15 protein-coding genes and 2 pseudogenes are annotated in these 19,206 nt (G+C 64.2%); 12 read left to right on the plus strand and 5 right to left on the minus strand.

Features of this window, described 5'->3' with window-relative positions; all coding sequences use genetic code 11:
* Positions 1 to 26 precede the first annotated feature (26 nt).
* The 6 genes from IM733_RS23640 (at position 27) to IM733_RS23665 (ending at position 8,410) form a co-directional block, all read left to right on the plus strand.
* On the plus strand, positions 27 to 1,391 hold the full coding sequence (locus tag IM733_RS23640; RefSeq protein ID WP_248918706.1) for a DUF1329 domain-containing protein: 1,365 nt from the start codon (positions 27 to 29) through the stop codon (positions 1,389 to 1,391).
* 249 nt (positions 1,392 to 1,640) lie between these two features.
* The gene (locus IM733_RS23645) at positions 1,641 to 4,358 is read left to right on the plus strand and encodes a LuxR C-terminal-related transcriptional regulator (RefSeq protein WP_248918707.1); all 2,718 of its coding nucleotides are present in this window, start codon (positions 1,641 to 1,643) and stop codon (positions 4,356 to 4,358) included.
* A 113-nt stretch (positions 4,359 to 4,471) separates the two neighbouring features.
* The gene (locus IM733_RS23650) at positions 4,472 to 6,079 is read left to right on the plus strand and encodes a response regulator (protein ID WP_248918708.1); all 1,608 of its coding nucleotides are present in this window, start codon (positions 4,472 to 4,474) and stop codon (positions 6,077 to 6,079) included.
* Complete coding sequence (locus tag IM733_RS23655) at positions 6,076 to 6,768, plus strand: sensor histidine kinase (RefSeq protein WP_011532246.1); 693 nt, start codon at positions 6,076 to 6,078, stop codon at positions 6,766 to 6,768. The genes IM733_RS23650 and IM733_RS23655 overlap by 4 nt, the downstream gene beginning before the upstream one ends.
* A 182-nt stretch (positions 6,769 to 6,950) precedes the next feature.
* Positions 6,951 to 7,595 (plus strand): MBL fold metallo-hydrolase, encoded by a 645-nt coding sequence (locus IM733_RS23660; RefSeq protein ID WP_248918709.1) that lies wholly within the window; start codon positions 6,951 to 6,953, stop codon positions 7,593 to 7,595.
* 95 nt (positions 7,596 to 7,690) lie between these two features.
* On the plus strand, positions 7,691 to 8,410 hold the full coding sequence (locus IM733_RS23665; protein WP_248918710.1) for an OmpA family protein: 720 nt from the start codon (positions 7,691 to 7,693) through the stop codon (positions 8,408 to 8,410).
* An 87-nt stretch (positions 8,411 to 8,497) separates the two neighbouring features.
* Here the strand turns inward: IM733_RS23665 and pta are convergent, their stop codons facing one another.
* Entirely contained in the window at positions 8,498 to 10,588 is a 2,091-nt protein-coding gene (pta, locus tag IM733_RS23670) for a phosphate acetyltransferase (protein WP_248918711.1), read from the minus strand.
* Positions 10,589 to 10,620: 32 nt separating this feature from the next.
* Positions 10,621 to 10,923, minus strand: coding sequence for a DUF3565 domain-containing protein (locus tag IM733_RS23675; RefSeq protein WP_248921226.1), 303 nt, complete (start codon positions 10,921 to 10,923; stop codon positions 10,621 to 10,623).
* On the opposite strand from IM733_RS23675, the gene IM733_RS23680 reads away from it, so the two are divergent.
* From IM733_RS23680 to IM733_RS23690, 3 genes are all read left to right on the plus strand, one after another.
* Positions 10,922 to 11,407, plus strand: coding sequence for an FKBP-type peptidyl-prolyl cis-trans isomerase (locus IM733_RS23680; protein WP_248918712.1), 486 nt, complete (start codon positions 10,922 to 10,924; stop codon positions 11,405 to 11,407). The two genes, IM733_RS23675 and IM733_RS23680, sit on opposite strands and share 2 nt — an antisense overlap.
* Before the next feature lie 146 nt (positions 11,408 to 11,553).
* Positions 11,554 to 12,036 (plus strand): glutathione peroxidase, encoded by a 483-nt coding sequence (locus tag IM733_RS23685; protein WP_248918713.1) that lies wholly within the window; start codon positions 11,554 to 11,556, stop codon positions 12,034 to 12,036.
* A gap of 134 nt (positions 12,037 to 12,170) precedes the next feature.
* Positions 12,171 to 13,274, plus strand: a complete 1,104-nt coding sequence (locus tag IM733_RS23690; RefSeq protein ID WP_248918714.1) for an NADH:flavin oxidoreductase — start codon at positions 12,171 to 12,173, stop codon at positions 13,272 to 13,274.
* Here IM733_RS23690 and IM733_RS23695 read toward each other — a convergent pair.
* Positions 13,243 to 14,454: a glycosyltransferase family 4 protein gene (locus IM733_RS23695; RefSeq protein WP_248918715.1), complete on the minus strand. Its 1,212-nt coding sequence runs from the start codon at positions 14,452 to 14,454 to the stop codon at positions 13,243 to 13,245. The two genes, IM733_RS23690 and IM733_RS23695, sit on opposite strands and share 32 nt — an antisense overlap.
* A 269-nt stretch (positions 14,455 to 14,723) precedes the next feature.
* On the opposite strand from IM733_RS23695, the pseudogene IM733_RS25865 reads away from it, so the two are divergent.
* Together IM733_RS25865 and IM733_RS25870 are read left to right on the plus strand one after the other, a co-directional pair.
* Positions 14,724 to 15,356, plus strand: a pseudogene (locus tag IM733_RS25865) (PAS domain-containing protein); the annotation flags it as partial.
* A 177-nt stretch (positions 15,357 to 15,533) separates the two neighbouring features.
* Positions 15,534 to 15,950, plus strand: a pseudogene (locus tag IM733_RS25870) (methyl-accepting chemotaxis protein); the annotation flags it as partial.
* A gap of 30 nt (positions 15,951 to 15,980) precedes the next feature.
* Here IM733_RS25870 and cysZ read toward each other — a convergent pair.
* A complete protein-coding gene (gene cysZ / locus IM733_RS23710; RefSeq protein WP_248918716.1) occupies positions 15,981 to 16,709 on the minus strand; it encodes a sulfate transporter CysZ in 729 nt (242 codons plus the stop codon).
* Between the two features lie 328 nt (positions 16,710 to 17,037).
* Between cysZ and trxB the strand changes: the two genes are divergently transcribed.
* Entirely contained in the window at positions 17,038 to 18,000 is a 963-nt protein-coding gene (gene trxB, locus IM733_RS23715; RefSeq protein WP_248918717.1) for a thioredoxin-disulfide reductase, read from the plus strand.
* 121 nt (positions 18,001 to 18,121) lie between these two features.
* Here trxB and nadC read toward each other — a convergent pair whose 3' ends face one another.
* Complete coding sequence (gene nadC, locus IM733_RS23720; protein WP_248918718.1) at positions 18,122 to 18,970, minus strand: carboxylating nicotinate-nucleotide diphosphorylase; 849 nt, start codon at positions 18,968 to 18,970, stop codon at positions 18,122 to 18,124.
* Between the last annotated feature and the right edge of the window lie 236 nt (positions 18,971 to 19,206).

The following is a 19,206-nucleotide window of genomic DNA, read 5'->3' on the forward strand; positions in this document are numbered from 1 at the left end:
GAACACTGATTCAGGACGACAACAGAATGAAAATGACCACACGTCTGCTGCAAGCCGGTGTACTGGGCCTGTCCCTGCTGGCGACCGGCGTCATGGCTGCGGTTTCTGCCAGCGAGGCGGCCAAGCTGGGTTCGACCCTCACCCCCATGGGCGCGGAAAAGGCCGGCAATGCCGATGGTTCGATCGGCCCCTGGGAGCCGCTGTCGAAGTCCGCCGGGACTGTCGACAGCAAGGGTTTCCTCTCCGACCCGTTCGGCAGCGAGAAACCGCTGTTCACCATCACTGCGCAGAACGCCGAGCAGTACAAGGACAAGCTTTCGCCAGGCCAGTTGGCGATGCTCAAACGTTACCCGGACACCTACAAGATCCCGGTGTACAAGACCCATCGCGGTTCCACCGTGCCTGACGATGTGTTCGCCGCCATTAAGGAAAACGCCACCAAGACCACGCTGGTCGGGGGCGGCAACGGCCTGGAGAACTTCCGCACCGCCATCCCATTCCCGATTCCGAAGGATGGCGTGGAGGTGATCTGGAACCACATCACCCGCTACCGCGGTGGCAGCGTGACCCGCCTGGTGACGCAGGCCACTCCGCAGCAGAACGGCTCGTACAGCCTGGTCTACTTCAAGGACCAGTTCGTGTTCCGCGACAAGATGAAGGATTACGACCCGAATAACCCAGGCAATATCCTGTTCTACTTCATGCAGGAAGTAACCGCGCCAGCGCGCCTGGCCGGTACCGTGCTGCTGGTCCACGAGACCCTCGACCAGGTCAAGGAGCCGCGCAAGGCGTGGATCTACAACGCCGGTCAGCGTCGTGTGCGCCAGGCGCCGCAGGTCTCCTACGACGGCCCGGGTACCGCCGCCGATGGCCTGCGTACCTCCGACAACCTGGACATGTACAACGGTGCGCCGGATCGCTACGACTGGAAGCTCGAAGGCAAGAAGGAGATGTATATCGCCTCCAACGCCTACAAGCTCGATGACCCGAAGCTCAAGTATGCGGACATCATCAAGCCTGGCCACATCAACCAGGACCTGGCGCGTTACGAGCTGCGCCGTGTCTGGCACGTGGTAGCCACGCTCAAACCTGGCCAGCGGCACATCTATGCCAAGCGTGACTTCTACATCGACGAGGACACCTGGCAAGCTGCGGTGATCGACCAGTACGACGGCCGCAACCAGCTGTGGCGCGTCTCCGAGGCCCATGCCCAGCCGTACTACAACGTGCAGGTGCCGTGGTACACCCTCGAAGCCATCTACGACCTGCAATCGGGCCGCTACCTGGCCCTGGGCATGAAGAACGAAGAGAAGAGCGCCTACGACTTCGGCTTCAGTGCCAGCAAGGCTGACTTCCAGCCAGCTGCCCTGCGTCAGTCGGGTGTACGTTGAGCTGATTGTCACCCACTTCGTGTGATCCCCCAGAACGCCCCGGCTTGCCGGGGCGTTTCTGTTCCGACGCAGAATTGTCCGCTCGCACTGATGACGCCCTATCGATCTCGCTGATGTCGATCAGCCTTGTTTCTTTTTGTCGTAGTCTTTTTTTGCAAAACGCGCCCATCACCTTCAAATGCGTTGCGTTTGCCGCTAGTCTCGCAAAGATCCGTACTGCCGTAGTCCTACAATCAGAACGAGCCGGCCATGACAGACCTGTCCCGTACGCATGGAGTTGCCAGTCAGGCCATGGGCCTGCTGGACGGGCGTTTCTTCCGGCCACCGCTGCCGGAGGCGCACGTACCGAGAGCGCGCCTGTGCCAGCGTATGCAAGCCGGGCTGACGGGGCGGTTGTTGCTGGTCAACGCACCGGCGGGCTTCGGTAAAAGTTCACTGGCCATCGAGTTCTGCCAGCAGTTGCCCGCACATTGGCGAAGCCTGTGGCTTGGCCTGAGCCAGCGCGATGCTGACCCTGGGCGTTTCCTCGAGCGTCTGCTCGAAGGCCTCCAGCAGTTCTGCCCGGCCTTGGGCGGGCAGGCCCTCGGGTTGCTCAAGATGCGCCAGCGCCACCAACCCTTCGCGTTCGAAGAGTGGCTCGATGGCCTGCTCGACGAGCTCGCGCTCTACCTGCAACCCGACACACCCTTGTTGCTGGTGCTCGACGACTACCACCTCGCCCAAGGGCCTGTTCTCGATCGCTGCCTGCAGTTCTTCCTCAATCACCTGCCACCCGGCCTTGTGCTGCTGGTCACCAGCCGCCAGCGCCCCGACTGGCACCTGGCGCGTCTGAGGCTGTCCCGGCTGCTGGTCGAGCTCAACGAACAGGACCTGCGCCTTACGCCAGACGAAGCGCTGGCCGTGATCGGCCGCCAGCCCACCGGCTTGCGTGGCCAGGCCCTCGACAACCTGATCCAGCGCAGCGATGGCTGGGTTGCCGGTTTGCGTTTCTGGCAACTGGCGGCCAGCGAATCCGGTGATGACAACGCCTTGCCCCAGGCCCTGCATGGGGGCGAGGGGTTGATCCGTGACTACTTGCTGGAGGAAGTCATCGACATGCTGCCTGCGCCCGTGCAGGCGTTTCTCTACGACACGGCCTGCCAGGAGCGCTTCTGTACTGAACTGTGCGACGCATTGCGCGAACGCCATGACAGCATGGAGGTCTTGCGTTACCTGCAGGCTCATCAGGTCTTCCTGGTACCCCTCGACGAGCACGGGCGCTGGTTCCGTTACCATCATCTGTTCTCCGACCTGCTACGTAGCCGTCAGGCCAGTGAGCCCCTGGCGGGGCTGCACCTGCGCGCCTGCCGCTGGTTCGAAGGGCAGGGGTTGCTCGACGAGGCGGTGGAGCAGGCGCTGCGTGCCGGTTACCTGGACGTGGCTGCGGACCTGGTGCAAAGCCTGTCCGAGGAGCAACTGCTGGCCGAACAGAATGTCGGCATGCTGCTGCGCTGGAAAATGGACTTGCCCGACAGCCTGCTGATCAGCACGCCACGGCTGATCGTGCTGTACAGCTGGGCCCTGGGGCTGGCCTGCCAGCTCGACGCCGCCGAAGAGCTCGCAGGTTATCTCAGCCGCTTCCTGCCAGCGCCATCAGCCACCGCGCAAAAGTCGATGCTGGCGCAGTGGCTGGCGCTGAGCGGCGTCATCGCTCGGGGACGGGGTGATCGCGAGCGTACCCTGGCCTATTGCGGCGAGGCGTTGCAGAGCCTGCCCTGCAAGCGTTATGGCCAGCGCCTGGTGTGCCTGTCCACACTGTCCAATCTGGCCATTGCCGATGGCGACTTCTGGCGTGCGCGGGGGTGGAACCGCGAGGCGCTGGAGCTGGCCCAGCGGGTCGGCAACCCCTTGTTCGAAGCATTGGCCCATTATGATCGGGCCCGGGTGCTGCATGCCCGGGGCGAAGTGCTGCGAGCGCAAGATGAAGTGCGCCAGGGGTTGCTGCGGCTGCAGGGGTTGTCGGGGCAGCGCCTCTACGCCGTGCGCGCTCGCCTGACACTGTACGAAGGCTATCTGTTGGCCGCGCGCCTCCAGCCTGTACAAGGCCGTGCCCGCCTGCGTGCCGGCTTGAGCGAGGCACGTAGCTGCCGTGACATCAGCGTGTTGATCGGCCATTGTGTGATCGCCTCGCTCGATGGCCGGGAAGGGCGCTTCGCCGAGGCATTCGCGGAGTTGGCCGAAGCAGAGCGGCTGATGCATATCTGGGACGTGCCGCCGATCTTCTACCTGGCCATGATCACCCTGGTGAAATGCGAACTGTGGCTGGCCCAGGGGCGGACGGACCTTGCAGAGTCCTGGTTGTTGCGCCTGGGGCAAACCTATGGGGGGGAGCAACCCGCGGCCGCCCCCGAGTTCCACCCGTTGCTGCCTTTGCACATCGAGCTGCAGCAGGCCTTGCTGGAGCGTGTACTTCAGCGCCCACACGATGCCGAGGCGCGTTTGCGCATGCTGGTCGAGCGGGGGCACGCCAGCGGTGGCATGACGCTGGTGGTCAGTGCAGTGTGCCAGTTGATAGGGTTGTTGCTCGTTGCGGGCCGAGAGCCCGAGGCGGGCAGGTTGTTGCCCCAGGCGCTGGAGGCGGCTCAAGGTGGAGCGTTGCAGGCGTTCCAGCGGCTGCTGGAGGATCACCCTGAATGGCTGCGTGAGCAACTGGTCGCCCAGGCCGCCAGCCCTGCCCAGGCCGACTTGCTGGCGCGCCTCCCCGAGGCGCAAGCCAATGCTCTCGGCGCCACTGAGGCGCTCAGTGGCCGTGAGCTGGCCGTGCTGGAGCTGATTGCCCAAGGCTGCTCAAACCAGCAGATCAGCGAGCGCCTGTTCATCTCTCTGCACACCGTCAAGACCCATGCCAGCCACATCAATGGAAAGTTGGGCGTCGAGCGACGCACCCAGGCGGTGGCCAGGGCCAAGTCCCTGGGGTTGTTGGCCTAGCTCCCGTACTGTCATCCCCGGGCTCATCTTTCCCGTCCCGCTGCCGATACAGGATTCGGCGCCATGCATCGTCGCGCGCCCTCTCCCCATTTCTTCGCATACAGGTCGTGTTGATGCTGCAGTACGGGCAAAAAAGCTTTCTGATCGTCGACGATTTCACCGACTTTCGCACCTCGACCCGCTCCATGCTGCGGGAGCTGGGCGTGCGCGACGTGGATACCGCGGACAGCGGCGAGCAGGCGCTGCGCATGTGCTCGCAGAAGCGCTACGACTTCATTCTCCAGGACTTTCACCTGGGCGATGGCAAGAAGAATGGCCAGCAGGTGCTCGAAGACCTGATCCTCGACAAGCTCATCAGCCATGAGTGCGTTTTCATCATGGTCACGGCCGAAAGCAGCCAGTCCATCGTGCTCAGTGCCATTGAACACGAGCCCGACGCCTACCTGACCAAGCCTTTCAATCGGGTCGGTTTGGCCCAGCGGCTGGAGAAGCTCACCCAGCGCAAGACGCTGCTCAAGCCTATCCTCCAGGCCCTCGACCGCTCCCGCCCGGCCGAAGTGCTCGCGGCTTGTGCAGAGCTGTGCAAGAAAGATCCGCGTTTCGCCCCGCTGTGCCTGCGCTATCGCGCCGACGCACTGCGAGACCTGAACCGTTTCGAGGAACTCGAGAAGTTTCTCAAGAGCATCCTCGCCAGCCGCCCGCAGCCGTGGGTCTACGCTGCACTGGGCAACCTGCTGCACAAGCGTGGCCAGAATGCCCAGGCCCAGGGTGTGTACGAGCAGGCGCTCAAGGCCTTCCCGATCATGCCCAACCTGTACGACGGCATGGCCGAGGTACTGGTAGCCCAAGGTGAAACCCGACGTGCCCAGCACATGCTGGAAGAAGCGGTGCGCCTGTCGCCACTCGCCGTGCGCCGCCAGGCCGCGCTGGGCAAGCTGGCCTTGGACAACGCTGACTTCGAAAGTGCTTCGAAGGCCTTCCGTCATGCCGTGAATCAGGGGCAGAGTTCACGTTACAAGGATGCCGAAAGCAACCTGGGGCTCGTCCAGGCACTGATGAACAAGAACGCCGGCAATGGCCTCGACGCCCGGACCCGCGTCGAAATCAACACCGTGCTCAGCGAAGTGGCCAAGGAGAACGTCGAGGACCAGGGCCTGCAGGTGCGCGCACGGTTGATGAAGGCCGCCAGCCTGCAGCAGGCCGGTGACGCGGAAACCGCGGCCAAGCTTACCGAGCAGGCCATGCAGCGCCTGGACAAGATGGAACAGTTCTTCTCGGTCGAAGCAGCGCTCACCGTGGCCAAGCAGTTGCAACAGCTTGGCCAGGACGCGGCGGGCACCTCGATTCTCAAGGGTTGCGTGGAGACCTACGGCGATGACCCCAAGGTCATGCAGAGCGTGGCCAAGCTCACTGACGACCCCACGGTGCTCGGTGCCGTGACCGAGGCGGTGGATCTGAACCGTCAAGGCGTGCGCAGCTATCAGGGTGGGCAGCTCAACGAGGCGCTGGGTATGTTCCGCAAGGCGCTTTCGTTGCAGCCGAAGAATATCAGTATCGCCTTGAACACCGCCCAGGCGCTGCTGCGTATCGGCGGCGAGACACCGTCGCCCGCAGTCATGCAGGAGTGCCGCAACTGCCTGACCAGCGTGGCCGGCATTCCCGCCAGCGACAGCCGCTACGACCGCTACCGCAAATTGCATATCCGGGTGTTCGGCGCATGAACCAGGACAACCAGGGGCTGGATTTCTCCACGGTGATCGCCTCCACCGTGCACGACCTGAAGAACTCCCTCTCGGCGCTGACCCATGCCCACAGCCAATGGCTGGCGCGCCTGCCCGAAGAACTGCGCGGCGGCACCGAGCAAGGCGTGGTGGAGCACGAGCTCAGCCACCTGAACGGCATGTTGGTGCAGTTGTTGGGGCTGTACAAGCTGGGCGTCAATCAGCTCCCCATCTGCCCGGACTACCACGAGCTCGACGATTTCATCGAAGCCCAGTTGGCAGCCCAGGAAGAGGTGATCAAGCACCGTGACATCCTCGCCACCTGGCGTATCGAGACCGAAAGCCCGCTGGGGTTTTTCGACCGCGAACTGGTCGCTTCGGTCGTTGCCAACGTGCTTACCAATGCTATCCGCTACGCCGGTCATGCGCTGCTGATCAGCATCGAGGAGGAGGGCGAGCAACTGGTTATCAGCGTCAACGACGACGGCACCGGTTATCCACAGCGCATGCTCGAGCGCCAGCACGATTATGTGCAAGGTATCGACTCGCAGAGTGGCAGCACCGGGCTGGGGTTGTACTTTGCCGCGCGGATTGCCGCGTTGCACGAGCGCAACGGCGTGCGCGGGCGGATTGAAATCGCCAATGGCGGGACGTTGGGCGGCGGATTGTTCCGGTTGTACCTGCCTTGAGAACTTGGTGAACACGTCAGCTCTTCAGGGGGGATCGCGTGTTGGCTGCAGGTGTTTGGCGATGGCCTTGCAGTGCCTGTGAGATCGAGCGCCGCCAGCGCTCGATCTCACAGGCACTGCAATGCTTTAATCGAGCATCTTGAAATCTGTGTAAATAAGCGACACACCTTCATGGGCCGAACATGAACTCACTACCTGCCTCCCTCATCCGCGAAACCTTCCCCGTAGGCCCGTTGCAGTGCAACTGTACCCTGATCGGCGACCCTCTCAGCAAGAAAGCCATCGTCGTCGACCCGGGCGGTGACGAGCAGAAAATTCTTGCCCGCCTGCAGCACCACGGCCTGACGCTGGTGAGCATCATCCACACCCACGCCCACTTCGATCATTTTCTCGCCTCCGGCAAGCTCAAGGCACTGACCGGCGCCACGTTGCACCTGCACAAGGCCGACCAGCCGCTGTGGGACAACCTGGAGATGCAATGCCAGATGTTCGGCATGCCCTACACCCCCGTACCGTCGCCTGACCGCTGGCTGAGTGACGACGAAGAGCTGGCCTGCGGCTGTGGTGTGGCGCTGCACACCCCCGGGCACACGCCGGGCTCGATGAGCTTCTGGTTCGCCGAGCACAAGCTGCTGATCGCTGGTGACACCCTGTTTCGCCGGGGTGTGGGCCGCACCGATTTGTGGGGGGGCGATCAGCGGGCTATCGTTCGTTCCATCAAGGAACGGCTGTACCGCCTGGATGAAGAGGCCATCGTGGTGACCGGCCATGGTCCGGACACCCGCCTCGGCGACGAGATGCGCGAGAACCCGTTCGTGCGCGCCTGAGGTTTCATGGAATTTTTCCGCTGCGCTGCAATCCAAGGCTGGCACAGATCCGTGAGTGGTCCGCCGCACTTTTGAATTTCAGTAGGAGCTTGTCCATGTTCACCATGCGTCGTCTGATTATCGTCGCTACCGCCGCTGCCCTGATGTCTGGTTGTGCCAGCCCCAACCCGTATGACAACCAAGGTCAGCCGCAGGAATCCACAGGGATGAGCAAGACCGCCAAGTACGGTGGGCTGGGTGCGCTGGCCGGCGCCATCGCCGGTGCCGCCATCGACCACAACAACCGTGGCAAGGGCGCGCTGATCGGCGCCGCCGCGGTGGGTGCCGCCGCCGCCGGCTATGGCTACTACGCCGACAAGCAGGAAGCCGAGCTGCGCGCGAAAATGGCCAACACCGGTGTCGAAGTGCAGCGCCAGGGTGACCAGATCAAGCTGATCATGCCGGGCAACATCACCTTCGCCACCGACTCGGCAAACATTTCCCCAAGCTTCTACTCGCCGCTGAACAACCTCGCCAACTCGTTCAAGCAGTTCAACCAGAACACCATCGAGGTGGTCGGCTTCACCGACAGCACCGGCAGCCGCCAGCACAACATGGACCTGTCGCAGCGCCGCGCCCAGGCCGTCAGCAGCTACCTGACCTCGCAGGGCGTTGACGCAACGCGGGTGACCGTGCGCGGCATGGGCCCGGACCAGCCGATCGCCAGCAACGCCGATGCCAACGGCCGTGCGCAGAACCGTCGGGTCGAGGTCAACCTGAAGCCGATTCCAGGCCAGCAGTATGACCAACAGGGTACCGTTCAGCAGTACCCGTAACGCGCTGGGCTGAAACCGATCGCGGGGCAAGCCCGCTCCCACGCCGTTCATTCAGGGCGTGGGAGCGGGCTTGCCCCGCGGTGTTTTCTAGCGCACGGTGCTGGCCTGAATGGCCGTCAGCGCGATGGTATGCACGATATCGTCCACCTGTGCCCCGCGCGGCAGGTCGTTGACCGGCTTGCGCAGCCCCTGGAGCATCGGCCCGAGGCTGACGCAGTCGGCGCTGCGTTGCACCGCCTTGTGGGTGGTGTTGCCGGTGTTCAGGTCGGGGAACACGAACACCGTGGCGCGCCCGGCCACTGGGCTCGATGGCGCCAGCTGGCGGGCGATCTCGGGGTTGGCGGCGGCGTCGTACTGCAGCGGCCCGTCGATCAGCAGGTCGTGCTCGGCCTGTTGCGCCAGGCGTGTGGCCTCGCGCACCTTCTCCACCTCTTCGTCGCTGGCCGCCGAATCGCTGGAGTAGCTGAGCATCGCCACCCGTGGCGCGATGCCGAACGATTCGGCCGACTCGGCGCTCTGCCGGGCGATCTCGGCCAGTTCGGCGGCGCTGGGGTGTGGGTTCATCACGCAATCGCCATACACCAGCACCTGGTCGGGGAACAGCATGAAGAACACCGACGACACCAGGCTGGCGCCCGGTGCGGTCTTGATCAGTTGCAAGGCCGGGCGAATGGTGTTGGCGGTGGAGTGCACCAGGCCTGAAACCAGGCCGTCGACCTCACCCAGGGCAAGCATCATGGTGGCGATCACCACCGGGTCCTCGAGTTGCTGCTCGGCCATTGGCGCGTTGAGGTTCTTGCTCTTGCGCAGCTCGACCATGGGCTCGACATAACGGCTGCGAATCAGCTCCGGATCCAGCACCTCCAGGTCGGGCGGCAGGGTGATGCCCTGGGCACGGGCGACGGCCTCAACCGCTTCCGGCTTGGCCAGCAGCACGCAGCGGGCGATGCCGCGCGCCTGGCACAGCGCGGCGGCCTGGACCAGCAGCGGCTCGGCGCCCTCGGGCAGGACGATGCGCTTGTTGGCCTGCTGGGCGCGCTGGATCAGTTGGTAGCGAAACACCGCTGGCGACAGGCGCAGTTCGCGTGGCGTGCCACAGCGCTGGTGCAGCCAGGCGGCATCCAGATGGCTGGCGACGAAGTCGGTGATGAACTCGGCGCGCTCTCGGTCATCCACCGGGATCTCGCGGTTCAGTGAATTGAGCTGGTTGGCGGTGTCGTAGGAGCCGGTGCTCACCGATAGAATCGGCAGGCCCGCTTGCAGGGCGCCGCGGCACAGGCCGAGGATGCGCGGGTCAGGCTTGCTGTCGCTGGTCAGCAGCAGGCCAGCCAGGGGCACGCCGTTGATCGCCGCCAGGCTCACCGCGAGGATGATGTCGTCACGGTCGCCCGGGGTCACCACCAGCGTGCCGGACGTCAGCAGTGGCACGGTATTGGCCACGGTGCGCGCGCAGATGATGATCTTGTTCATGCGCCGCTGTTCGTAGTCACCGGCGTTGAGCACCTGGGCGCCGAGCAGTTCGGCGACATCGCGGGTGCGCGGCGCGTTGAGGTCGGCTTGATAGGGGATGCAGCCCAGCAGGCGGAAATCGTTGCCACGCAGCAGCGGCGAGTGCTCGCGCAGGCGCGTGGCGAAATCGGCCATGCTTTCGTCGGTACGCACCTTGTTGAGGATCACCCCCAACACCTTCGGGTCGCGCGGGCCTCCGAACAGCTGGGCCTGCAACTCGACCCGGCCGGACAGCTCGCTCAGCACCTCGTTTTCCGGCGCTGATACCAGGATCACCTCGGCATCCAGGCTTTTGGCCAGGTGCAGGTTGACCCGTGCCGCGTAGCTGGCGTGCCGGGTCGGCACCATGCCCTCTACGACCACCACGTCCTTCCCGACGCAGGCTTGCTGGTAGAGACGGATGATCTCTTCGAGCAGTTCGTCCAGTTGCCCGTCACCGAGCATGCGCTCGACGTGGGCCAGGCTCAATGGCGTGGGCGGCTTGATACCGTGGGTGCGGGCGACCAGTTCGCTGGAGCGTTCCGGGCCGGTGTCGCCGGGATGCGGTTGGGCGATGGGCTTGAAGAAGCCGACCTTGAGCCCTGCGCGTTCCAGGGTGCGGACCAGGCCCAGGCTGATGGAGGTCAGGCCGACACCAAAGTCGGTCGGCGCGATGAAAAATGTCTGCATGCGTGCTTCTCGAAATAAGCGGTGCAAGGAATTCAATGACCAAGGGTATCGCTAACGGCACCCTGGGCGCACCAGCCACAGGCAAATGCCTGGCCGACCCGATGCGCACGCTGGGCGGGGTCGAGCACCCAGGGGCGCGATTGCCAAGGGGGCTGGTGGCGCAGGTGCTGGGTGTGGCCGCAGGACAGTTCGACCACCCAGTGGCCTTCCTCATCCAGGTGAAAGCCGATGATCTGACTGACGGGCGACTGTTCGTCCATGGCGCGTTCGCAATCGGACGATGCCTTGGTTACACTTCCCGGTTCTACATTCTTTTGCAAAAGGTCTTGCCCCATGCTGATCGCCGCCAACAAGGCTGTCTCCATCGACTATACCCTGACCAACGACGCTGGTGAGGTCATCGACAGCTCCGCCGGTGGTGCGCCGCTGGTTTACCTGCACGGTGCCGCAAACATCATCCCAGGCCTGGAAAAAGCCCTGGAAGGCAAGCAGGCCGGTGACGAACTGACCGTCGCCATCGAACCAGAAGACGCTTATGGCGAATACGCCGCCGAACTGGTCAGCACCCTGAGCAGCAGCCTGTTCGAAGGCGTCGACCAACTGGAAGTCGGCATGCAGTTCCACGCCTCGGCGCCGGACGGCCAGATGCAGATCGTCACCATTCGCGACATCGACGGCGACGACGTGACCGTCGACGGCAACCACCCGCTGGCCGGCCAGCGCCTGAACTTCAAGGTCAAGGTCGTTGACGTGCGTGATGCCAGCGAAGAAGAAATCGCTCACCGTCACATCCACGGTGAAGGTGGCCATCACCACTGATTTTCTGCGCTAAGCTCAGAGAGTCGCCAGGCGCTCGGGCAAGCCGGACTTGCCCTCCTCGGGAGGGTAGACGGTTTGACCGCGCGCCTTTTTAGTGGGCGGAATTCGCCCCCAGCGGCAAATGGGAACCTGAGAGGGGAATCAACATGAGTGCATTTCACGACCTGACGTTGCAGGCGCTGGATGGCAAGGAGCTGCCCCTTGCACCGTTCAAGGGCCAGGTGGTGCTGGTGGTCAATGTTGCGTCCAAGTGTGGCCTGACGCCGCAGTACGCTTCGCTGGAAAAGCTTCATCAGCAGTTCAAGGGCAAGGGTTTCAACGTGCTCGGCCTGCCGTGCAACCAGTTTGCCGGGCAGGAGCCTGGGAGCGAAAAGGAGATCAAAGACTTCTGCTCCCTGAATTATGGCGTGAGCTTCCCGATGGGCGCCAAGCTTGAGGTCAACGGCCCGCATCGTCATTCGCTGTATCGCTTGCTGGCGGGCGAAGGCGCCGAATTCCCGGGTGATATCACCTGGAATTTCGAGAAGTTCCTGGTGGGTAAGGATGGCCGCGTGCTGGCGCGTTTCGCGCCACGGACCGCGCCGGATGATCCGACCGTGCTGCAGGCGATCGAGAAGGCGCTGGCCTGAGCAGCCCAAGGGGCCGCCGAGCGGCCCCTGCAATCTCTCGCGATACCCCGCAATCACTCAAATCAATGATGCTGTGCCCGCCACCAGGCTCCCCCTAATCTTTGGCGCATTTCCTCACCCGTCGGGAGCGCCGCATGTCCAGCAACCCTCTGTTCCAGCCCTTCACCCTTGGCACCCTCGACTTGCCGACCCGCGTGGTCATGGCGCCGATGACCCGTACCTTCTCGCCGGGCGGTGTGCCCCATGACGGGGTGGTCGAGTACTACCGCCGCCGCGCCGCCGCCGGGGTTGGGTTGATCATCACCGAAGGCACCACGGTCGGCCACCTGGCCGCCAATGGCTACCCCAATGTGCCGCGTTTTCACGGCGAGGATGCCCTGGCTGGCTGGAAGAAGGTAGTCGACGCGGTGCACGCCGAAGGCGGGCGTATCGTGCCGCAACTGTGGCATGTGGGCAGCGTGCGCCGCCTGGGCACCGAGCCGGACGGCAGCGTGCCGGGCTATGGCCCGAGTGGTAAGGAGAAGGATGGCAAGGTGGTGGTCCATGGCATGACCCACGAGGATATCCGTGACGTCATCGCGGCCTTCGCCCAGGCCGCCCGTGATGCCCTGGCTATCGGCATGGACGGCGTGGAGATCCACGGCGCCCACGGTTATCTGATCGACCAGTTCTTCTGGGAGGCCAGCAACCGTCGTGATGATGAATATGGTGGTGACCTGGCCAGTCGTTCGCGTTTCGCCATCGAACTGGTCCAGGCCGTGCGCGAAGCGGTCGGCCCGGACTTCCCGATCATCTTCCGCTTCTCGCAATGGAAACAGCAGGACTACAGCGCGCGCCTGGTGGAGACGCCCGAAGCCCTGGCGGCCTTCCTCAAGCCGTTGTCCGAGGCTGGTGTGGATATCTTCCACTGCTCCACCCGGCGCTTCTGGGAACCGGAGTTCGCCGGCAGCGAGCTGAACCTGGCTGGCTGGGCCCGCCAGCTCACTGGCAAGCCGACCATCACCGTGGGCAGCGTCGGGCTGGACGGCGAGTTCTTGCAGTTCATGGTCGACACCGACAAGGTGGCCAAGCCGGCCAGCCTGGAAGGGTTGCTGCGCAGGCTCGAGGACGAGGAGTTCGACCTGGTGGCCGTGGGCCGGGCCCTGCTGGTGGACGCGCAATGGGCGCAGAAAGTGCGCGACGGGCGTGAAGCCGACGTGCTGCCGTTCAGCCGTGAGGCACTGACGACCCTGGCTTGATCGCCAGCGTGGCGGCGGTGGACGGTTTGCTTGCGCCAGCCTGGCAGGCGCCGCGCAGGTAGCCCTCGAACTGCTCGACGATCGCCGGCCAGCCCTGGCGTCTGGCGTGTTGCCGGGCATTGAGGCGCACCCGGCGCAGGGTCTCGCCTTCTTCGAGCAGCCAGCAGGCGGCATCGATGAAGGCGGCCTGGTCACCCGGCATGGCCAGGGCGCCGCTGTGGCCGTGGCGGATGTGCTGTGCGGCGGCGGCTTCGTCGTAGGCGACCACCGCCAACCCCGAGGCCAGGGCCTCCAGCACTACATTGCCGAAGGTCTCGGTGAGGCTGGGGAACAGGAACAGATCCCCGCTGGCATAGTGCTCGGCCAGCGCTTCGCCACGCTGTGTACCACAGAACACAGCCTCCGGCAGGTGCTGTTCCAGGCTCGCACGCTGTGGTCCGTCGCCCACCACGATCAGGCGCAGGCGTTTTTGTGGATAACTTTTTCTCAAGGCTTCCATGCAAGGGCGTAGCAGCGCCAGGTTCTTTTCCGGGGCCAGGCGCCCGACGTGCAGCACGGCGATGTCATCCACGCCCAATCCCCACTGGTCACGCAACGCCTGGCTGCGTCGGGCCGGGTTGAACAGGCCGGCGTCGACGCCCCGGGCCATCAGGCCCAGCCGCTCGAAGCCACGTCGCTCCAGTTCCAGACGTTGGCTGGCGCTGGGGACCAGGGTGACGTCGGTGCGCCGATGGAACCAGCGCAGGTAGTGGGTGAGCATCCGTGCCAGCAGGCCCAGGCCGTATTGCCCGGAGTACTGCGGGAAGTTGGTGTGGAAGCCGCTGACCACGGCGATCTCCAGGCGCCGGGCGGCGCGCAGGGCGCTCAGGCCGAGCGGGCCTTCGGTGGCGATGTACAGCACGTCCGGTCGCTGCCGGCGCCAACGGCGCAGCAGCCGGTGCATCGACACTTCGCCCCATTGCAACCCGGGGTAGCCGGGCAACGGCCAGCCTCGGCAAAGCAGCAGCGTTTCATCGGGCGTGTCCGTGGTGTCACTCGGCTGGCGTGGGCGCACGATCTCCACCTGGTGACCCCGTTGCCGCAGCCCGTCGCCCAGGCGGCCAAGGGTATTGGCCACGCCGTTGATTTCGGGTGGAAAGGTTTCGCTGACCAGGGTGATGCGCAGGGATGGTGTGCTCATGACAAAAAGTTTCCGCCACCCCGGTTGCGCCCATGTGACGGTTTTGTGACGGCCATATGACGCCTGATTTCCGGCGATTCCAGGCCGATGAATTATTCCTTGCAGCATGCTCAAGAACTGCATGGCCGCAGCCGATGCAGAGGCATTCGTCTACGGGAATTCGCTCCAGGAGAGCGGTCATGTTCAACAGCAAACTGAAGAAAGAAATCCAGCAACTGCGCGAAGAGCTGATGTCTGTCGAGCAGGTCAAGAACAGCCTCGACAGCGAGATGCTGGTGCTCCAGCTCGACCCCCAGGGCCGAATCGAGTCGGTCAACGGCAATTTCGAGGCCGAGATGCTCTACCGCGCCGAACAGCTGATCGGGCGCAACATCGAAGATATCGTCCCGCCCCACGTGAAGAAGCTCGACTTCTACCAGCGCATGAAGCACGCCATCACCCGTGGCGAGCACCTCAACGGCGCCTTCCGTCTGCTGCGCGGCAATGGCGAGGAGGCCTGGCTGCGTTCGATCCTGCAGCCGGTCAAGAACAGCGAAGGGCGGATCAAGTACTTCTCCCTGCATTCCAGCGACCTGACCCGCACCATCGAGACCTCCCGTGAGCACGAGAGCCTGATCAAGGCGCTGATGCGCTCTACCGCAGTGATCGAGTTCAACCTCGACGGCCAGGTGATCACCGCCAACGACCGCTTCCTGCAGACCATGGGCTACAACCTGGAGCAGGTGCGCGGCAAGCACCACCGCATGTTCTGCGAGCCGGAAGAGGCCAGCTCGGTCGGCTACCAGCAGTTCTGGGACAAGCTGCGCCGTGGCGAGTATGTCGCCGACCGCTTCAAGCGTATCGACGCCCATGGCCGGGTAGTGTGGCTGGAGGCCTCGTACAACCCGATCATCGACGCCCACGACGTTCTCTACAAAGTGGTCAAGTTCGCCACGGTGATCACCGACCAGGTCAACCAGGAACTGGCCGTGGCCCAGGCCGCGGACATCGCCTACACCACCTCCCTGGAAACCGACACCAGCGCACGCAAGGCCACCGACGTGGTGACCCAGACCGTCGAGGTGATGCGTGGCCTGGAGGGGTCCATGCAGGATGCCGCCGAGGGTATCCAGGCGTTGGACAAGCAGTCCAAGGTGATCGGCGCGATCATCAAGACCATCAGTGACATTGCCGGGCAGACCAACCTGCTGGCGCTCAACGCCGCCATCGAGGCGGCTCGGGCCGGTGAGCAGGGGCGTGGTTTCGCAGTGGTCGCCGACGAAGTGCGCCAGCTTGCCTCGCGCACCAGCAGCGCCACCGAAGAGATCGCCAAGGTGGTGCAGCAGAATGAACAGTTGGCCCAGGCGGCGGTGGACATCATCGACACCAGCAAGCGCCAGGCCGAGCAGGGCCTGGCCCTGGCCGCCGATACTGGCGGGGTGATCGTGGAGATTCAGGAAGGGGCGAAGAAGGTGGTGGACGCGGTGGGGCAGTTCTCCAGCCAGCTCAGTTCCTGACCTGACCAGGTAGGAACCAGCGTGCGCAAGTCAGCCACGCTCACGCACCCAGAATAGTGTCGCCCCGGCCACCGCCGCCGGCATCATCAGCACGTTCACGCCCGGGATCATCAACGCCAGGTAGGTGATCCCGCCAAAGCCCATCGACTGCCAGCGCTTTTGCCGCAGCCAGGCGAGCATGTCCTGCCAGCTCATCTTGTTGTTGTCCGCCGGGTAGTCGATGTACTGGATGGCCATCATCCAGACACCGAACACCAGCCACAACGGCGCGGCGATCACGTTGACCACCGGGATGAACGACAGGATGAACAGGCCGATGGCCCGCGGCAGGAAGTAGCCCAGCTTGCGCATCTCGCGGCTCAGGGTGCGTGGCACCATGGCCACCAGTTCCGCCCAGCTGAAGGGCGGGAAGGTGTCCTGGCCGCGCACCACCACCTCGACCTTTTCCGCGAGAAACCCATTGAACGGCGCGGCGATCACGTTGGCCAGCAGCGTGAAGGTGAAGAACACCATCAACAGCACCAGGGCGACGAACAGCGGCCAGAGGATGTAGGTGAGGAAGCTCAGCCAGTCGGGCAGGGTGGGCATCAGGCTGTCGACCCACAGGCTGAACTGGTGCCCGGCAACGTAGATCAGGCCGCCGAACAGCAGCAGGTTGATCGCCAGGGGCAGCAGCACGAACAGCCGCAGGCTCGGGCTCAGGACCAGCTTCAGCCCCTCGCGCAGGTACTGGGGGCCGGAAAGGACGGGGGCTTGCATCGGAATGCTCCGCAAAAGGAAAACGCGCTGACCTTACCGAGTTTGTCGCGGCGACGAAAGGCACGCGGTGGCCGGGAAACGGCCTGTAACAAAGCGCCTGGAGGTTGCCTATCGGTTTCTTCCCAGGATAGAGACTGCCTATGAGGTGGATTGTCGAAGGATATTTCCTTACTCTCTGCGGCCTCGCTACAGTGCGCTCAACTTTTTTGGTTTCAGGACCTGCGCGTTGTAGCCTTCCCCAAGTGCTGCGTGGGTCCCTTTTAATTCCAGCTGGCGCAGCCGGTACACAGGTACCGGCCCGGTGCGGCCGGCTCGACAGGAGTTCGACATGTCTGAAGTACGTCATTCGCGCGTCATCATTCTCGGTTCCGGCCCTGCCGGTTACAGCGCCGCGGTCTATGCTGCCCGCGCCAACCTCAAGCCGCTGCTGATCACCGGCATGCAGGCCGGCGGCCAGCTGACCACCACCACCGAGGTCGACAACTGGCCGGGCGACCCCCATGGCCTGACCGGCCCGGCCCTGATGCAGCGCATGCAGGAACACGCCGAGCGTTTCGAGACCGAGATCGTCTTCGACCACATCAACGCCGTGGACCTGGCCAACAAGCCGTTCACCCTGCGTGGTGACAGCGGCACCTACACCTGCGACGCGCTGATCGTCGCCACCGGCGCCAGCGCCCGCTACCTGGGCCTGCCCTCGGAAGAGACCTTCATGGGCAAGGGCGTGTCGGCCTGCGCCACCTGCGACGGTTTCTTCTACCGCAACAAGCCGGTCGCGGTGGTTGGCGGCGGCAACACTGCCGTGGAAGAGGCGCTGTACCTGGCCAACATCGCCAGCAAGGTGACCCTGGTGCACCGTCGCGACACGTTCCGCGCCGAGAAGATCCTGATCGACAAGCTGCACGCCCGCGTGGCCGAAGGCAAGATCGAGCTCAAGCTCAACGCCACCCTGGACGAAGTGCTGGGTGACAACATGGGCGTGACCGGCGCGCGCCTGAAGAACAACGACGGCAGCTTCGACGAAATCAAGGTCGACGGCGTGTTCATCGCCATTGGCCACACCCCGAACACCTCGCTGTTCGAGGGACAGCTGACCCTGAAGGACGGTTACCTGGTGGTCAACGGCGGTCGTGAAGGCAACGCCACCGCCACCAACGTCGAGGGTGTGTTCGCCGCCGGCGACGTGGCCGACCACGTCTACCGCCAGGCCATCACCTCGGCCGGCGCCGGCTGCATGGCCGCGCTGGACGTCGAGCGCTACCTGGACGGCCTGGCCAACGCCGCGCACTAAGCGTTGCATTGGTTCGCCGGCAAGCCGGCTCCTGCACAATCCCGTAGGAGCCGGCTTGCCGGCGAACAGGACCTATGAAAAAACCGACCTTATGGCCGGTTTTTTCATATCTGCGGTTCGATCACAGGCTAAGGCGCATCGACAGGTCCACCGCCTTGACATCCTTGGTCATGGAGCCGATGGAGATGTAGTCCACGCCTGTCTCGGCGATCACCCGCAGGGTGGTTTCGTTGACGCCGCCGCTGGCCTCGAGCTTGGCTTTGCCGCTGTTGATGCGCACCGCCTCGCGCATCTCGTCCAGGGTCAGCTCGTCGAGCATGACGATATCAGCCCCCGCCGCCAGCGCCTGGCGCAGCTCGTCCAGGCTTTCCACCTCGATCTCCACCGGCTTGCCCGGCGCGATGCGGTGCGCCGCTGCCACGGCCTGGGCCACGCCACCGCTGGCGGCGATATGGTTTTCCTTGATCAGGAAGGCGTCGTACAGGCCGATCCGGTGGTTGTGGCAGCCACCGCAGGTCACTGCGTACTTCTGCGCCAGGCGCAGGCCGGGCAGGGTCTTGCGGGTATCGAGCAGGCGCACCTGAGTGCCTTCCACCAGGTCGGCGAGCAAGCGCGCGCGGGTGGCCACGCCCGAGAGCATCTGCAGGAAGTTCAGCGCCGAGCGCTCACCGCTGAGCAGCGAGCGGGCCGGGCCTTCGAGGTGGAACAACGCCTGGTTGGCGGTGGCCCGCTCGCCGTCCGCGACCTGCCAGTGCACCGCCACCCGCGGGTCGAGCTGGCGGAACACTGCATCCACCCAGGCGGTGCCGGCAATCACGCAGTCTTCGCGGGTGATGATGGTCGCCTTGGCCAGGCGCTCCGCCGGAATCAACTGGGCGGTGATGTCGCCGCTGCCGATGTCTTCCAGCAGCGCGCGGCGCACGTTGGCTTCGATTTCGGCGGTCAGGTCGGCGAGGCGTAGGTTCGGCATGGTCGGCTCCACAAGCTAGGTGCCGGCGATTATAGGGCAGGGGGGCAGCGTGTACAGCTGCTGCGGCGGTGACCTTTGGTCAGGTTGTGCGAGCAATCGGGCGAATGCACTGTCAGTGAGGCGTGCGAATGGCGTGCTAGCAGCTGTCAGAATTTTCATCGATAATGGCGCCTTGTATTTGGCGTCATAGCTTTGACGACCCCTTCCTGTCGAACAACGCTACATCCATCAAGGAG

This window comes from Pseudomonas entomophila (assembly GCF_023277925.1).
Taxonomy (GTDB): Bacteria; Pseudomonadota; Gammaproteobacteria; order Pseudomonadales; family Pseudomonadaceae; genus Aquipseudomonas; species Aquipseudomonas entomophila_D.

Bases quoted from the DNA above. Each gene is read 5' to 3' on its own strand.
- IM733_RS23655 (WP_011532246.1), top strand. From the start codon at position 6,076: ATGAACCAGGACAACCAGGGGCTGGATTTCTCCACGGTGATCGCCTCC.
- IM733_RS23645 (WP_248918707.1), top strand. From the start codon at position 1,641: ATGACAGACCTGTCCCGTACGCATGGAGTTGCCAGTCAGGCCATGGGC.
- IM733_RS23690 (WP_248918714.1), top strand. From the start codon at position 12,171: ATGTCCAGCAACCCTCTGTTCCAGCCCTTCACCCTTGGCACCCTCGAC.
- IM733_RS23680 (WP_248918712.1), top strand. From the start codon at position 10,922: ATGCTGATCGCCGCCAACAAGGCTGTCTCCATCGACTATACCCTGACC.
- IM733_RS23675 (WP_248921226.1), bottom strand. From the start codon at position 10,923: ATGGGGCAAGACCTTTTGCAAAAGAATGTAGAACCGGGAAGTGTAACC.
- pta (WP_248918711.1), bottom strand. From the start codon at position 10,588: ATGCAGACATTTTTCATCGCGCCGACCGACTTTGGTGTCGGCCTGACC.
- IM733_RS23665 (WP_248918710.1), top strand. From the start codon at position 7,691: ATGTTCACCATGCGTCGTCTGATTATCGTCGCTACCGCCGCTGCCCTG.
- IM733_RS23695 (WP_248918715.1), bottom strand. From the start codon at position 14,454: ATGAGCACACCATCCCTGCGCATCACCCTGGTCAGCGAAACCTTTCCA.
- IM733_RS23660 (WP_248918709.1), top strand. From the start codon at position 6,951: ATGAACTCACTACCTGCCTCCCTCATCCGCGAAACCTTCCCCGTAGGC.
- trxB (WP_248918717.1), top strand. From the start codon at position 17,038: ATGTCTGAAGTACGTCATTCGCGCGTCATCATTCTCGGTTCCGGCCCT.
- IM733_RS23685 (WP_248918713.1), top strand. From the start codon at position 11,554: ATGAGTGCATTTCACGACCTGACGTTGCAGGCGCTGGATGGCAAGGAG.
- cysZ (WP_248918716.1), bottom strand. From the start codon at position 16,709: ATGCAAGCCCCCGTCCTTTCCGGCCCCCAGTACCTGCGCGAGGGGCTG.
- nadC (WP_248918718.1), bottom strand. From the start codon at position 18,970: ATGCCGAACCTACGCCTCGCCGACCTGACCGCCGAAATCGAAGCCAAC.
- IM733_RS23650 (WP_248918708.1), top strand. From the start codon at position 4,472: ATGCTGCAGTACGGGCAAAAAAGCTTTCTGATCGTCGACGATTTCACC.
- IM733_RS23640 (WP_248918706.1), top strand. From the start codon at position 27: ATGAAAATGACCACACGTCTGCTGCAAGCCGGTGTACTGGGCCTGTCC.